Here is a 14,145-nt window from a genome sequence, read left to right on the forward strand (position 1 = left end):
AAACGAGACCGCCGAATTACGACGAGGAGACGAACGCGAATTCGAAGGGGGTGTCGTGATTCATGTTATCGGTGACGGGACAGCGTTCTTCGGTCGCCGCAATCCACGATTCGATGGTCTCCTCGTCGGCGTCGATGTCGGCGACGAACTCGACGCGGACGACCTGGTAACCCGCGCGGGCGTCGTCGCTGGCACCCATGAACTTCGCCGGGTTCAGGTCGCCTTCGACGTTGATTTCGAGTCCGTTCACGTCGAGACCCATCTCGCGGGCGACGAGGTGGCCGGTGATGGTCAGACACCCGGTGAGCGCACCGAGGAGGTATTCGAGCGGGTTCGGTCCTTCGTCGGTCCCGCCGAAGTTCTCGGGTTCGTCGATGACGAACTCGAACCCGCGGGTCGAGACGCGCGTTCGCATGGGCGATTCGGCCGTCGCGCTGACGGCGTACGTTGCGAGGTTGGAGCGACTATCTTGTGTTCGGTCTTCTGCGGACATAGCTGTCTAGACGTGAGAGAGACGCATAATCCCGGATGACGACTCTCATGCCACGGGAATCGATTTCGTGAGTCAGTCCTCGGTCGTCACTGGTTCGATTCGGCATCCGAGAGCGCGCCGGACAATCCCCACTCTTCAGCACGCGAGCGCGCTTCCTCGCGCGCCTCGCGTTGAATCTCCTCGATGGCGTCCGCGTCCGCGAGAAACGCTTCGACGGAACTCTGGTCGCGGGCGTCGTCGAGGCGGGAGGCGGGAGCCAACTCGCGCGTTCGCTCCGCGAGTGCGTCGTCGCCGGCGAGGACGCGTGCAGGCTCGTCAGGTGGAATCTGGAACTCGGTGGTCTCGTGGGCCTCGGCTAAATCCTCCGGCCCGACTTCGTGGATGGAGACGCGATGCGGGCCGGTGACGGCGAAGCCGTCCAACCCGTTTCGGCCACCGACGTCGGCTTCGGTGTCGTAGGCGAGCACGGGGATGCCGTCTTCGAAGGTGACGACGCCGCGGGTCGCCGACCCGAGGAGCAGCGCGTCCTGTGGCTCGAAGACGACGTAGCCCGTCAACTCCTCGTCGAGCACGCGTTCGAGTGCGTCGGCCGGTGTATCGACGACGCGCGAGCGGAGGAGTGCGCCTTGCGGGATTCTCATATCCGGTCCGGAATGACGGCGCTTCGGAAGCGGTCGGCGATGTCGTCGCCGTCGCCGTCACGAACGTCCAACTTCGCGGCCGCCTCGTGGAAGGCGTCGGCCGCCGGACCGTCGGGCGCGTGCGCGAGCAGCGGTTTCCCGGCGCGACGGGCGGCGCGAACCTCGTCGCTCTCGGGAATCGAGGCGAGGAGTGGCCCGCCGAAGTAGCGACCGGCGTGCTCGGCGATGCGTTCGACGTCCTCGTCGGGGCGAACGCGATTGAACACGACCCCCGCCGTCTCGGTGCCGTAGGAGTGGGCGTACTCCTGTACCTTCAGGCCGTCAGAGAGCGACGGCACCGTCGGTTGGAGGACGACGACGATGCGGTCGGCCAGCACGATGGGCAGGACCGCGCTCTTCGACCCGAGCGCCGCGGGCGAGTCGAGCAAGAGCACGTCGGTGTCGGTGGCGAGTTCGGCGACCACGTCGCGGAGGCGCTCGGGGTCGGCCTCTTCGAACGCGGCGAGACTCGTGCCACAGGGGACGACCGACATGCCGAATCGGTCGTAGACGGCGTCTTCGACCGCGACGTCTCGGTCTTCGATGAGCAGGTCGTGGAGCGTCACGTCGGCGTCGTCGAGTCCGGCGTGAAACAGCAGGTTCGCCATCCCGGTGTCCGCGTCGATGACGGTCACGTCGTATCGCTCGGCGAGTGCCATCCCGAGCGCGAGCGTGCTCGTCGTCTTTCCCGTGCCGCCTTTCCCGCTGGCGACGGCGAACGCCTCTACCATGCGAACTTCTCGCCAGTGTCGTTTGATAAGTGTTCGGAAGCGTATGCGAGCGCTGACAGTTTGTGATTTGACGACAAGTTATACATATTCGGATGTCGTGTGGCCAAACGTACAGCCATGATTGAAATTGCCACACGATCGATTTCGTTTGTGCTCCAAGAGTCTACGGTCGTCGCATACGCGACGCTCACGGCAATCGCACTCATCGTCTATCTGAATCGGTAGCCAACGGCGGGCTGTTGCGACGCCTGCACGCGGTGGTATCGGTCAGTACTCCGTCCCTTTTCGCGCTCGGATGCCGCTGTCCATCGGATGTTTGTGCTTCCGAACTTCGGTGACGAGGTCGGCCTCCTCGAAGAGGTACGTCGGTTCCTCGTGACTCCCCGTGAGGACGAGTTCGAGGTTCTCGGGCTTTCGCTCGACGAGGTCGAGCACGTCAGTTTCGTCCAAGAGACCCGAGGAGACGGCGTACAGGACCTCGTCGAGGACGAGCATGTGCATCCCGTCTTCCGGGTCGCCGTCGAGCGGGAGGGGTTCGGTCAGGTCCACGTCGGCGGCGGCATCGATGAGCGCTCGGGTTCGTTCGAGACCGGCCCGCGCTTCGGCGGCGTGGTCGTCTTCGTTCGACCCGTCGCGCATGCCGTGCCAGCCGTAATGGCCCGTGTTCTCGTAGGAGAGACCTGGTATCGCGGCAATCGCGTTGTACTCGCCGCGGACCGATTCGACGCTGTCCGCGCCGCCTTTCATGAACTGGAGGAGGTGGACTCGGTAGCCGTGGCCCGCGGCGCGAAACGCCATCCCGAGTGCCGCGGTCGTCTTTCCTTTGCCGCCGCCCCACCACGCTTGGACGAGTCCGAACTCGTCCGGTGCGCTCGGGCGAATGTCGTGTGCGGTCGGGGTGACGCCGCCGCCGGGCGTCCGCCGACGTGTCGATTCCGGGTCGTGGTCGTCCATACGAGAAGACGGTCGGCCGCCCGTTTCAGCCTGTTGGAGTCTCAGGTCGCTTCGGCGAGCGCGTCGAGCAACTGGTCGTTCTCGTGGGGGCGGCGGACGTTCATTCGAATGTGCGAGTCGAGCCCCTCGTAGAACCTGGCGTCGCGGAGCGCGAAGCCGTGGCTTCGAGCCACTTCGAGGGTGTAATCGACGTCGGGTGCGCGAAAAAGAACGAGTGAGCTATCGGCCGGATACGGGTCGTAGCCGAGTTCGCGTAGCGCGGAGGTGACCTTCTGGCGCTCGGCTTTGACGCGGTCGCGGGTCTCGGCGAGGAAGTCGGTCTGCTTGAGACAGTACGTTGCCACCTCGACCGCGGGAGCAGAGAGCACCCACGTACAGCGAGCACGGTCGAGTCGGTCACCGAGTTCTCCCGTCGCCGCCGCAAACCCCGCACGGAGTGCGGGGACGCCGAAGACGTTGGTCACCGAGTGAAGCGCGATGACGCCGTCGAGACCGGCGACGCTCGGCAGGTCGGTAAAGCCGAGATACGATTCGTCCACGAGCAGCGGTGTCTCGGCGTACTGGCACTCGCAGACGAACGAGCGCAGTTCCTCCGTGGGATACGCTGCGCCGGTTGGGTTCCCCGGATTGCTCAAGATGATTGCGGCGTGTTCCTGCGGGTCGGTATCGGCGAGCATCGATTCGTGCGATATTTCGACCGGGATACCTCCCTGCAGGCGAATCTCGCGCGCGTACTCACCGCAGCAGGGCGCGGGAATCGCCACGGTGTCGCCGGGAGAGACCGTGACGCCGAGTGCGAGTCGGATTGCTTCGACGACACCCGCTGCGGGGACGATGTGCTGTGGCTCACAACCGACGTACGCTGCGGCCTCGACGCGGAACGCTGCGTAGTCGTCGAGTGCATACCGACGTGAGGTAGAGAGGGCCGACTCATACACGCTTGCCAGCCCCGCCGGACGCTCCGGATTCGAACCGAGGCTGAAGTCAATCAGCGTATGGTCCGCGGTCCCGCCGTGAGAGACGTGGTCAACGTCGGGTATAGAACCGGAGTCCATACAACCTCACAGTATTTCAACGATAATCAATGCTTCCTCACCATCCATATACATACCACCGATGGATTTCAAGCAGTTCGTGTGATTAGTCGAACTTTCTAAATCACATCGACGCGTGCGTTCTCGTCGGCGACCACGCCATACTGTGCATCTTTCACACTTCTGGGCATCGGCACGTCGGCGTACCGAGAGTCGAGACTCGCCGCGAGCGCGTCTCTGACGCAGATTCGTGTCGCGTTCCCCACCTCCGTCGCACTTCCAGAGAAGGCCGCAGACTCGCCGCTCGGGTCGCACGCGGCGACGACTGCGTCCGTGGTCGTCCCGGGAGAACCACACCGCGCGAGCAACACGGCGGCTTTCGCTTCCGCGGCGACGGCGACGAGGTTCGACAGCGCACCCGGTGCTAACGAGCGCGTCGTCCCGACGAATATGTTGACCGTTCCGAGGGTGTTGGAATCGGTCGTATCGGTCGTATCGGTCGAATCTGCCCGCGTCGAGGCCGTACTCTCTTCGTCTCCGACCGGGAGCGCCGCCGGGTTCGACACGCCGCCGGTGACGACCGCCTCGACGGGACCGAACCGAGCGCGACGGGCGTGTTCCTGACTGACGCCGGTGAGCAACGTCGGTCCGGGCGTCGAAAACCCGGCCTTCGCGCGTCGTTCGGCGATGTACTCGTCGAGGTCGGTCTCCGGCCACCCCTCGGGGACGGTGACGTTGTAGGCGACTGGCCCGCGAGACTCGCCGCCGTCGTAGCCAGTCGAGAGCCAGCGCGTCTCCGGCCGTGAGAGCCGACACACCCCGTCTCGTTCGGTCGTCTCAAACATCGAGCGCTCCGAGGAGGCGGTCGTTCTCGTCGGGGCGCTTCACGGCGACGCGAACGTGCGAATCGAGCGTCGGGAACGTCGTCGCGTCGCGGATGGCGACGCCGCGCTCGCGGGCCTGTTCGACGAGCGATTCGACGGCTTCGTCGCCCACGTCGCAGAGTAAGAACGGCGCGTCCGACGGCGACACGTCGAACCGCGCCGAGAGTCGCTCGGCCATGCGTTCGCGCTCGCTTTCGACGCGCTCGCGGGTCGTCGCCACGAACTCGGTCTCTCGCATGCAGTGCGCGCCGACTGCGGCCGCGGGCGTCGAGAGCGACCACGCCCGGCGAGCGACGGCGAGGGAGTCCCGAAGTTCGCCCGAGGCGACTGCGAATCCCGCGCGAATCCCGGGCAGGCCGAACATCTTGGTCAGCGAGCGAGCGACGATGGTCCCGGGTTCGCCCGCGATGCTGGGAACCGAGGTGAAATCCAGAAACGCCTCGTCGGCGACGAGCACAGTTCCCGACTCCTGGCATCGGGCGGCGAATGCTACCAACTCGTCGCGGGGTGCCACCTCGCCGGTCGGGTTGTTCGGCGTACAGACGACGGCGACGGCGTGGCCCGTCGGGTCGGAATCGAGGAGTTCGTCGTGTGAGACGGCCACCGGGGTCGCACCTTGTAACTCGATTTCGCGCTCGTACTCGCCGAAACTGGGTTCGGGAACGAGCGCCGTGTCGCCGGGGGCGAGCGTGAGTTCGAAAGCCAGTCTGAGTGCTTCGAGACCACCCGCGGTGGGAATCACCGACGAGGAGTCGCATCCGACGTACGCCGATGCGGCCTCGCGGAAGTCGCGGTAGTCGTCGTCGGGATAGCGCGTCGATTGCTCGAAGGCGTCCTGGTAGACGGCCTCGACGCCGGGTGGTCGCTCGGGGTTGGTGTTCGCACTGAAATCGAGGAGGTCGGGGTCGGTCGTGCCGCCGTGTGGAACGCGACTCGCGCGTGCGACCGACTCAGGGTCCATCTTCGACTCCGTCAACCGCCGCGGGGTCGAGCCGCGAGAGCACGTCGAGTGCGGCGGTTTCGACGTCGTCGAGGACGCCCATCTCGTCGGCGAGCATGAGCGCGCCGCCCATGCCAGCGCCCTCTTTGGCCTCGCCCTCGGCGTACTGCGAGAGCGGGTGCGTCTCGAATCCGGGGTCGGTGACGACGAGGTCTAACGAGAGCGACTCGGCCGCGGTAGCGAACGCGGGCACGTCGTCGGCGACGTAGCTCGTCGTCGCAATCGTCACGTCGCCGAGTGCGCCGGCGTGGCGAACGAGCGCAGCCGCGGCGAGCATCTGCGTGCCGCCACCGAGGGTCACGTCGATGTCGGCTTCGAGCGCGCCGACGGTCAGTCCCGCCACGACCGGCAACACGGGGTCGCCGAGGAAACGGGCGGCCAACTCGGGTTGGTGTGCGGTTTGTTCGGGCGAAATCCCGCTCGCGTCGAACGCCTCGGAGACGACTTCTTCTTTCAGGCCGGTCGGGTTCTCCGGCAGCGACGACGAGACGGGGATGTCTTCGCCGAGCGCGCGGAGCACGCCCATCGCCGTCGTCGTCCCGCCGGGGACCGTCTCGCCGATGACGAGTTCGTCTTCGGGAAACGCGACGCCGAGTTGTCGGGCCGCCTCGAACACGCCGGGAGCGGTCGGTACGGGGTCGGCCTCGCGGATGTCGCGGCCGGGCTTTGCACCAACGTCGATAGTCGGCGCGGCGGTCGGTTCGGCGAGCCCGGCATCGACGACGAGCGCGTCGAAGCCAGTGAGTTCGCGGACGGCGCGGGTGATGGCCGCCGGCGTCGGACAGCCCGTCGGACTGACCGGGGTGACGGGAGACCGGACGGTGTCACCGTATTCGATGATTTCGGCGTCCGCGCTCGGCGTGTGGCCGACGAGCGAAGGGTCGGCTCCCGCGGCGCTGAGACCGGGAATCTTCGCGGTCTTGGTCGTGCCAGCGACGAGGACTACGCGCATCGGTCCTCCGCGAGTTCGATGTCTGTCGGGCGGTTCACGTTGAGTGCTAAAGCGTCGTCTGTCGAGAGGTACACGGTTGAATCAGGTTCTGAGTGGTCGGGTGTCGATGCGGAGTTGGGAGTCGTTACAGGGTCCGAAGTCGATACAGAATCAGGAGTCGATTCGGGAGGAGCGGGTGCGACCACGCCCAGTCCGGTCGGACACACGTCGGTGCCGCGGTAGTCGAACACGAGCGAGTCGTCGATGCTCGCACCGAGTCGGCGCTTGAGCGAGACGGGAACGCAGGCGGTGCAGGAACCACCGTCAGCGGCCGCGACGAGGTCATCGACGTGGCGGGCTTGAAGCAACGGCAAGTCCGAGACCACCGTCACGACTGGCCTATCGACGCGTTCGAGTGCGAACCCGAGGTCGGCGACGTAGCCCTCGCCGGGTGCGTCGATGACCCGAACTCCTCGTTCTCGCGCCCGAGCACGCGTCCGAGCCGAGTGCTCCGAGACGACCGCGTAGGTTGTGTTTACGCACGAATCGCGGAGTGCGTCCACCACGCGGTCGAACATGGACCGGCCGCAGAGTTCGACCAGCGGCTTTTCGACGGCCGTATCGAGTCGCGTGCCGCGGCCGCCGCACATCAAGAGAGCGTCCATACCACCACTCCGATGTGAATCGCGCTCGCGCGCGCGAGTTCGTTCGTCGCGCCGATGAGGTCGCCAGAGGTGCCTCCCAGTCGATTGCGACCCCACGAGCGCATCGCCAGCGCGACGAGCGGCCCGCAGGCGAACGCCGCGAGAATAGCCCACCCGCCCGCATACGCGGCGAGGAGTGCGAGCGGGAGGCTGGCGAATGCGACCCCGAGCAGGCGGTCAGTTCCGTTTTCGCCGACGAGCGCGGAGCCGAGTCCTTCGTGCGCCGGTGAGCCGATGCAGACGAGCGTCGCCATGCCCGCTTTCGCGCCGACTTCGGCGGCGACGGCGATGGCGACACCCGCGGTGAGACCGAGAGGGCCGCTCGCGCCGGCGAGTCCGAGTGCGCCGAGTGCGAGGACCACGAGCGTCACGCCCAGCGCGAGCACGCCGCCGACGCCGGTTTGCGAGTCTTTCAGCACGTCGAGGCGGCGGTCGGCGTCGCCGTGGACGACCGCGGCATCGCCGAGGTCCGCGAGTCCGTCCGCATGGGTGACGCCAGTGACGAGATACAGCGTGACCACGTAGCCCGCGGCCGACGTGGCGACCGGAAGCGGGAGGAACAGCGGGATAGCAGCGAGCGCGCCGACGACGTAGCCCACGAGAGGGAACACGCCGGGCGAGCGTCTGAACGCGTCCCACGTCTCCTCGCTCCCGCTGACCGGGAGGCGCGTGAGGAAGCCGAGGCCGCCACGGAAGGCGGTTAGAACCACGCAATCACCCCAGCAAGGGCGAACGCGACGATGCCCGCGCGCGAGACGAGACTGATACCTCGCGTCGCGGTCGCCACGTTCGGCAACTCGGTCCCGCCGTCCAGACGGTAGTTGTCGGGTTTCTCCAGTCGCGTATCGAGCAGGACGGCGAGCGTCGCCATCGGCCACCCGGAGTTGGGTGATGCGGGTCGGCGAGCGAGTCGGGAACTCTCGTGGAGTGCCGACGGTGCGCCCGCGACGAGCGCGAGCAACGCCGCCGAAATTCGCGCCGGAAGCCACATCACCACGTCGTCGAGGCGGGCAGGTACGGTTCCGACCGGCTTGTGCCGGTAGCCGAGCATGGAATCCAGCGTGTTGACGGCTTTGACCCACGCCGCAGCGCCGGCCGCGCCGGCCAGAGAGACCGGTGCGACGAGTGAAAACGCGAGGAGCGGGCCGACGAGTCCGTCGGCCAGATTCTCCGCCGCGCTCTCGACTGCTGCGCTTCGAATCTCGTCGGCGGAGAGGTCCGTCGCGTCGCGGCCGGCGAGCGCCCGAAGTTCGGCCCGCGCGGTTTCGAGGTCGGATTCGGTGGCAGCGACGATTTTTGTACTCAAATCGAGCAACATCCGGCGACTCGTCGTCGAGAACAAGACGAGACCGGCGGCGAGCGCGCCGGCCCACGGCGAGAGGCCACCAGCGACCCAGACAGTTCCCGCGGTGATTGCCGCGGCGACGAACGGGAGGACCAACGCGATTGTGCCGCCCGCGACGAGCGGGTGCGTCCACTCGCAGTCGAGTACGGCGACGAATCGGCCGAACCACGCGACCGGGTGAACCCGGAGGGGCGGCTCGGCGACGACTTCGTCGAGGACCGCGGCGAGCGCGATAGCGACCGTCGCAGTCAGCGCCACGTTGTTTCACCCGCGCGTACGCGCGATGCGAATTCCGACAGCGACACCTCGTTTACGTCGAGGAACTGCCCGCCCACTGCTTCGATACCGCCGTCGGTCGCCGGGTCGTCGCCGACGTGAGTCACCGCCGAAACGTCGGTATCGAGCCCGCGGGCCAGCGCTTCGAACGCCTGCTCGTGCGGCTTCCGCCACCCGCAGGCGACGCTCGTGACGATGGTGTCGAAGCCGCGGCGGTCGAGGTCGGAACGAATGAGGGTTCGGGCCACGAGTTCCGGGACCGAACAGTTCGAGAGGAGACCGACAGGTCCCGCCTCGCGGGCGGCCTCGACGGCCTCGACTGCGCCGGGTCGAGTCGTCACCTCCGGGTCGAACGCCGTGATAACTGCTCGGCGCGCCGCGTTGTCGGGCGATTCGACGCCGCGGGAGCGAAGTGCCGCCGCGACGTGGGCAGGGAGCGGAACCTCCGCGCCGTCCGGCGCGTCGATGTGGACCTCGCGGTACGCGTCGTCCCAATCGTCGGGGACGGCGACACCGTAGTCGGAGAGCGCGTCTGCGACGGCTGCTCCGGGGTCGGTCGGGTACGCGACATCGACGAGCGTGCCAAAGAGGTCGAACGATACTCCCACTACGATTGCATCGGTGAAAGTCTACTTGAATTTAGCGGAGCGCGCTTGTATCCTCGGCGGCGATGTGGCGGACATACCCAACCACCTGAGCTATAGATGCGAGTGTTCCGTCGGCTCTGATGATGACACTCGAAGGAACTGAGGCACCCGATTTCACACTCGAACGAACCGCTGGTGACGACGTGACGCTCTCGGAGACGCTCGAAAGCGGTCCGACGGTCGTCCTCATCAACCGTGGCACTTGGTGTTCCTTCTGTGCCGAGCAACTCCAGACGTTCGACGAAGTCGCCTACGACCTCTGGTTCAACGACGGCGTAGACATCGTTCCGGTCGTCACGAGCGACCTCGGTGACCTCACGGAGATGCGCGACCGGTTCGACCTCGACTTCCAGCTCGCGGCCGACCCGGACGGCGACGTTGCAGAACAGTTCAGCGGAACCGAACAGACCAGCCACGGTGTGACCGGAATCGCGGGAACGTACGTCATCGACGAGGACGGCATCGTCCAGTACGAGCAGGTCGCCGACCATCCCGCCGACCGAACCTACGGCAACTGGGTTCGCTACTTCATTCGGAAAGGCTACACCGACATCTTCGCGTAACTCACTCCGGCGCGTCCGCGTTTTCCGCACGCCCCCCAAGATGGACACTCGTCCGGACACAGTACCATAATGATTGAAAAAGATGTAGCAAATGCTATAGACACTGCCAAAATATCTACTCAAAGTTCGATGGAGCGAGAACAATGGAACAAATTGACAGACTTAGTTGGTCATTGACCACAGTTGTGGCCACTACCTCCAACGATGTGGGGACGCCGTGGGTGTACACGCCGATTGCTACTGACAGAGGACAACGATGAATCCGGTCTCGGGACTCCTCGCCGCGTTTAGACGGCGTTCGCTGTTACGGAGTCTCTTGCGACCACTGCTCGCGTTTGCGTTCGTCGTCGTCGCTGGCGTGGTCGGATTCACCACCCTCGGCGGGGTCGGCGTCATCGACGCGCTATTCTGGTTGCTCGACCCGACGAGCATCGAACTCTACTTTCAAGAACACGCCGGGCCGGCCACCGTCGTCAAGGCCTACGCAATCGTCGTCCTCTCCGGACTCGTCGTCGCCGGTCTCTGGACCGGTGAAACCGTGTTCTCGGCGGTGTTCGGCGGACGACTCTCGACGGAAGTTACTCGAATGCACATGAACCAGCAAATCAACGACCAGACGGACCACGTCGTCATCTGCGGCTACGGAACGTTCGGCAAGACCATCGCGGCGCGACTCCGTGAATCGGACACCTCGGTGGTGGTCGTCGAACGGGGCGACGTGCAGTACGACCGAGCAATCGAAGACGGCCACCTCGTCGTACAGGGTGACGCCCGCTACGAAGAACCGCTCGAAGAAGCACGTATCAAACAGGCGGCGACCATCATCGCCGCCATCGACGACACGAACGCCAACGTGAAAATCGCCGTCACCGCCACGCAACTCGCCCCGACAGTGCGGGTCGTCGTCCGCGCGGGCGACCTGATGGACGAGGCCGTCGCCCGGCGCGTCGGCGCCGACGAGGTCATCGTCCCGGAGGTTGTGAGCGCCGAGCGCGTCGTTTCGAAGTTATAGGACCGCCGCTTTGGTCGTCTACTCCGTTGGAAGGATTTTGTCAGCGACTCACCACCGATGGTGAACGTGTTCGCGTGCGTAGGTGTCGTACACGTCTTCGACGTGCGCGAACTGGTCCGCCGAGAGCGGCGGCAGTGACGCGGCTTCGACGTTGTCGCGGATGTGTGCCGGCGTCTTCGACCCCGGGATGATGGTGCTCACGGCGTCGAACGAGAGAATCCAGCGCAGCGTGAACTGCGCGAGCGAGACGCCGTCGGGGACGACGGTTTCGAGCGATTCCGCGGCGGCGAGACCGTCTTCGAACGGGATGCCGGCGAACGTCTCACCCACGTCGAAGGCGTCGCCGTCGCGGTTGTAGTTGCGGTGGTCGTCTTCACTGAACTCGGCGTCGGCGGAGAGCGCGCCGGTGAGCAGTCCGGACGCGAGGGGGACGCGAACGATGACGCCGACGTTTCGGCGCTGTGCCTCCCGGAAGAACAGTTCTGCGGGGCGCTGTCGGAGCGGGTTGAAGATTATCTGGACGGTCTCGACACCGTCGTACTCGATGGCTTTCAGCGCGTCTTCGACCTTCTCGACGCTCACGCCGTAGTGGTCAATCTTCCCGGTCTCTCGGAGGTCCGCGAGCGCCTCGAACACGTCGGGGCGATAGTACGCATCCCGAGGCGGGCAGTGGAGTTGCACGAGGTCGAGCGACTCGACACCGAGGTTCTCACGGCTTCGGTCCACGAACCGTTCGAGGTTGTCGCGGTTGTAGCCATCCGCCTCGTGTGGGTCGAGCCTGCGGCCCGCTTTGGTTGCGACGACCACGTCGTCGTCGCGGTCGTCGAGCACCGCGCCGATTCGCCGTTCACTGTCGCCGTCGCCGTACACGTCGGCAGTGTCGAGAAACGTGATGCCAGCGTCCAGCGCGGTCTCGATTGCGTCGGCGGCCTCCTCGTCGGTCACGGGTCCCCAATCGCTCCCGAGTTGCCACGTTCCGAGACCGATTTCCGAGACGTCGAATCCTGTCGTACCGAGCGGTCGTTCGTCCATATGACCGATAGTAAACGAATGTCAGTAAATCACCTGATTACGGCGATGTGTGTCGAGGGAGTTCCTGTTGCTCGCGGCTGTTGGAGTTCAGTCCACTCTCCCCCATTTGAACGAGGAGACTCCCGACCTACTGGCCGCGAAAAATCCGATACCGAGTGGTTCAGTCACGCGCATCAGCGGGTTCGATTCCCTGCTCACTGCGTTCTGCGAGATGCCCGAGAGTGATAGATAGATGATAGATTTACGAGAACCGAACGTGAGAATACAGTATGAACAGCGCAGATAGCACGCCCTCACGGTTGTTCCTTCTCCTCCTGCTGATACTCTTTGGGTCACTCTCTTTTTTCTTCGTCCTCCCATTCCTCCAGGCCGTCCTCTTGGCTGGTTTGCTGGCGTACCTCGTTTACCCAGTCAACCGACGGCTCACTCCGAGATTGGGCCGCTCGGTCGGGCCGACCGTGACGATGTTTGCGACGATTACCGTCATCGTCGTTCCACTCCTCTTCATCCTTAGCGCTGCAGTCTCTCAGGCGGCCACACTGCTGCAGGGTGCCGAACTTCCCGACTCCGAGGCCTTCGACGCATTCTCACAGGAGCAGTTGGGGACGAACGCTCCCACCGTCGAGACACTCGCCGAGCTGGTCAGTAACGCGGTCCAAACCGGTATTGGAGGACTGCTGGGCAACATCGGTGGCATTCTCGGTGGCATCTCCGCGTTTCTCGTCGGAGCGTTCATCTTCCTATTCACCCTCTTTTTCCTCCTGCGAGACGGCGACAAGTTCATCGCTTGGCTCCGAGCGGTCGTACCGCTCGATACAGAGACGACCGACGAACTCTTCGAGCGCACGAACGACTTGCTCTGGGCGGCCGTAATCGGGAACGTCATCGTCGCCGCGGTGCAAGCGATACTAACCGTCCTCGGCTTCCTCGTCATCGGGTTCGACAACCTCATCTTCTGGGGCGTCGCCACGTTCACCCTGTCACTGCTGCCCGTAATCGGTGCATCCATCGTCTGGATTCCCGCGGTCGTCTACCTCGTCTTCGTGGGGAGTATTCCGGAGGCAGTCGGACTCCTCATCTACGGCTCTCTCATCATCAGTGGGTCGGACAACATCATCAGGCCTCTCGCAATGGAACGCGGCGCGAAGCTCAACTCCGGTGTTCTCATCCTCAGTATCTTCGGGGGAGTCGCCGTCTTCGGATTCGTCGGTCTCTTCGTCGGCCCCGTCGTCATCGGGTTGACGAAGACCATCATTGAGTTGCTGGCCGACGAACGCGCTGACCCACGCAGTTCGTGACCAGGTTTGTAACTACCGTGAGCTTCGTCTCTCACGGACCACGGGTCGAGAGGAGCGGGGACAAGCTAGTAGACTCGAAATTTGGCTGCGAATGATTCGTCTCTCCCCGTCTTCACGACCGGAGTGAGCGAAGGCTCGTGACGAATACAACGAAGTCACGGTGATTTGAACTCAGTCAGACGACGCGTTCACCCCGTTCACGCGCTGCGACTGACTTGCTCAAACGGTTCGACCGGATTTACAAGTAAATCCGCTCTTCCCGATTTGAACGCCGTGAGACGGTCACGCTCGCTGGCACTCGCGTGAACTCACTCGCAAATCAGAGATTTGCTCGCTGCTCAAATCGGGTCGAGTCGGACTCGACAGACGCCGCTGGCTCACTTCGTTCGCAGTCGGCGTCAGAAACGAAGTCCGCTCTCCCCGATTTGAACGGGGGACAAGCCGATCTACAGTCGGCTGCTCTGCCAGGCTGAGCTAAGAGCGGTCACTGATGAGTAGCCGAGGGACGTTTTTAACCATTATCATTCGCCACGCTTCGGCGGGTGACACGCGTCAGACACG

The 14,145-nt window shown here is 64.7% G+C and carries 16 protein-coding genes and 1 tRNA gene; 3 read left to right on the forward strand and 14 right to left on the reverse strand.

The genetic code is table 11. The features are described 5' to 3' along the window. Positions 1 to 16: 16 nt before the first annotated feature. The 12 genes from ACFQJC_RS13400 to ACFQJC_RS13455 form a co-directional block, all read right to left on the reverse strand. Entirely contained in the window at positions 17 to 493 is a 477-nt protein-coding gene (locus ACFQJC_RS13400; RefSeq protein WP_390224290.1) for an OsmC family protein, read from the reverse strand. A gap of 86 nt (positions 494 to 579) precedes the next feature. Next, a complete protein-coding gene (locus ACFQJC_RS13405) occupies positions 580 to 1,134 on the reverse strand; it encodes a DUF8054 family protein (protein ID WP_390224292.1) in 555 nt (184 codons plus the stop codon). After that, positions 1,131 to 1,904, reverse strand: a complete 774-nt coding sequence (locus tag ACFQJC_RS13410) for a nucleotide-binding protein (RefSeq protein ID WP_390224294.1) — start codon at positions 1,902 to 1,904, stop codon at positions 1,131 to 1,133. The genes ACFQJC_RS13405 and ACFQJC_RS13410 overlap by 4 nt, the downstream gene beginning before the upstream one ends. A 267-nt stretch (positions 1,905 to 2,171) precedes the next feature. Continuing rightward, complete coding sequence (locus ACFQJC_RS13415) at positions 2,172 to 2,858, reverse strand: cob(I)yrinic acid a,c-diamide adenosyltransferase (RefSeq protein ID WP_390224296.1); 687 nt, start codon at positions 2,856 to 2,858, stop codon at positions 2,172 to 2,174. 41 nt (positions 2,859 to 2,899) lie between these two features. Then, positions 2,900 to 3,913, reverse strand: coding sequence for an aminotransferase class I/II-fold pyridoxal phosphate-dependent enzyme (locus tag ACFQJC_RS13420; protein WP_390224298.1), 1,014 nt, complete (start codon positions 3,911 to 3,913; stop codon positions 2,900 to 2,902). Between the two features lie 98 nt (positions 3,914 to 4,011). Beyond that, the gene (locus ACFQJC_RS13425) at positions 4,012 to 4,737 is read right to left on the reverse strand and encodes an adenosylcobinamide amidohydrolase (protein ID WP_390224300.1); all 726 of its coding nucleotides are present in this window, start codon (positions 4,735 to 4,737) and stop codon (positions 4,012 to 4,014) included. Continuing rightward, the gene (gene cobD / locus ACFQJC_RS13430) at positions 4,730 to 5,737 is read right to left on the reverse strand and encodes a threonine-phosphate decarboxylase CobD (RefSeq protein WP_390224302.1); all 1,008 of its coding nucleotides are present in this window, start codon (positions 5,735 to 5,737) and stop codon (positions 4,730 to 4,732) included. The genes ACFQJC_RS13425 and cobD overlap by 8 nt, the downstream gene beginning before the upstream one ends. Next, positions 5,727 to 6,728 (reverse strand): nicotinate-nucleotide--dimethylbenzimidazole phosphoribosyltransferase, encoded by a 1,002-nt coding sequence (locus ACFQJC_RS13435; RefSeq protein ID WP_390224303.1) that lies wholly within the window; start codon positions 6,726 to 6,728, stop codon positions 5,727 to 5,729. The genes cobD and ACFQJC_RS13435 overlap by 11 nt, the downstream gene beginning before the upstream one ends. Beyond that, positions 6,719 to 7,372 (reverse strand): NTP transferase domain-containing protein, encoded by a 654-nt coding sequence (locus tag ACFQJC_RS13440; protein ID WP_390224305.1) that lies wholly within the window; start codon positions 7,370 to 7,372, stop codon positions 6,719 to 6,721. The genes ACFQJC_RS13435 and ACFQJC_RS13440 overlap by 10 nt, the downstream gene beginning before the upstream one ends. Beyond that, positions 7,357 to 8,121 (reverse strand): adenosylcobinamide-GDP ribazoletransferase, encoded by a 765-nt coding sequence (gene cobS, locus ACFQJC_RS13445; RefSeq protein ID WP_390224307.1) that lies wholly within the window; start codon positions 8,119 to 8,121, stop codon positions 7,357 to 7,359. The genes ACFQJC_RS13440 and cobS overlap by 16 nt, the downstream gene beginning before the upstream one ends. Next, positions 8,112 to 9,014 (reverse strand): adenosylcobinamide-phosphate synthase CbiB, encoded by a 903-nt coding sequence (gene cbiB / locus ACFQJC_RS13450; RefSeq protein ID WP_390224309.1) that lies wholly within the window; start codon positions 9,012 to 9,014, stop codon positions 8,112 to 8,114. The genes cobS and cbiB overlap by 10 nt, the downstream gene beginning before the upstream one ends. Further along, on the reverse strand, positions 9,005 to 9,640 hold the full coding sequence (locus tag ACFQJC_RS13455; RefSeq protein ID WP_390224311.1) for an HAD family hydrolase: 636 nt from the start codon (positions 9,638 to 9,640) through the stop codon (positions 9,005 to 9,007). The genes cbiB and ACFQJC_RS13455 overlap by 10 nt, the downstream gene beginning before the upstream one ends. 122 nt (positions 9,641 to 9,762) lie before the next feature. Between ACFQJC_RS13455 and ACFQJC_RS13460 the strand changes: the two genes are divergently transcribed. Both ACFQJC_RS13460 and ACFQJC_RS13465 read left to right on the forward strand, forming a co-directional pair. After that, complete coding sequence (locus ACFQJC_RS13460) at positions 9,763 to 10,242, forward strand: peroxiredoxin family protein (RefSeq protein WP_390225623.1); 480 nt, start codon at positions 9,763 to 9,765, stop codon at positions 10,240 to 10,242. 256 nt (positions 10,243 to 10,498) lie between these two features. Next, on the forward strand, positions 10,499 to 11,254 hold the full coding sequence (locus ACFQJC_RS13465; protein WP_390224313.1) for a potassium channel family protein: 756 nt from the start codon (positions 10,499 to 10,501) through the stop codon (positions 11,252 to 11,254). Between the two features lie 48 nt (positions 11,255 to 11,302). On the opposite strand, the gene ACFQJC_RS13470 is transcribed toward ACFQJC_RS13465, so the two are convergent. After that, complete coding sequence (locus ACFQJC_RS13470) at positions 11,303 to 12,286, reverse strand: aldo/keto reductase (RefSeq protein WP_390224315.1); 984 nt, start codon at positions 12,284 to 12,286, stop codon at positions 11,303 to 11,305. A gap of 269 nt (positions 12,287 to 12,555) precedes the next feature. On the opposite strand from ACFQJC_RS13470, the gene ACFQJC_RS13475 reads away from it, so the two are divergent. Next, on the forward strand, positions 12,556 to 13,584 hold the full coding sequence (locus tag ACFQJC_RS13475) for an AI-2E family transporter (RefSeq protein ID WP_390224317.1): 1,029 nt from the start codon (positions 12,556 to 12,558) through the stop codon (positions 13,582 to 13,584). A gap of 410 nt (positions 13,585 to 13,994) precedes the next feature. On the opposite strand, the gene ACFQJC_RS13480 is transcribed toward ACFQJC_RS13475, so the two are convergent. Continuing rightward, positions 13,995 to 14,068, reverse strand: a tRNA-Tyr gene (locus tag ACFQJC_RS13480). Positions 14,069 to 14,145: the final 77 nt, after the last annotated feature.

It is taken from the genome of Haloferax namakaokahaiae, from assembly GCF_042663225.1.
Classification (GTDB): domain Archaea; phylum Halobacteriota; class Halobacteria; order Halobacteriales; family Haloferacaceae; genus Haloferax; species Haloferax namakaokahaiae.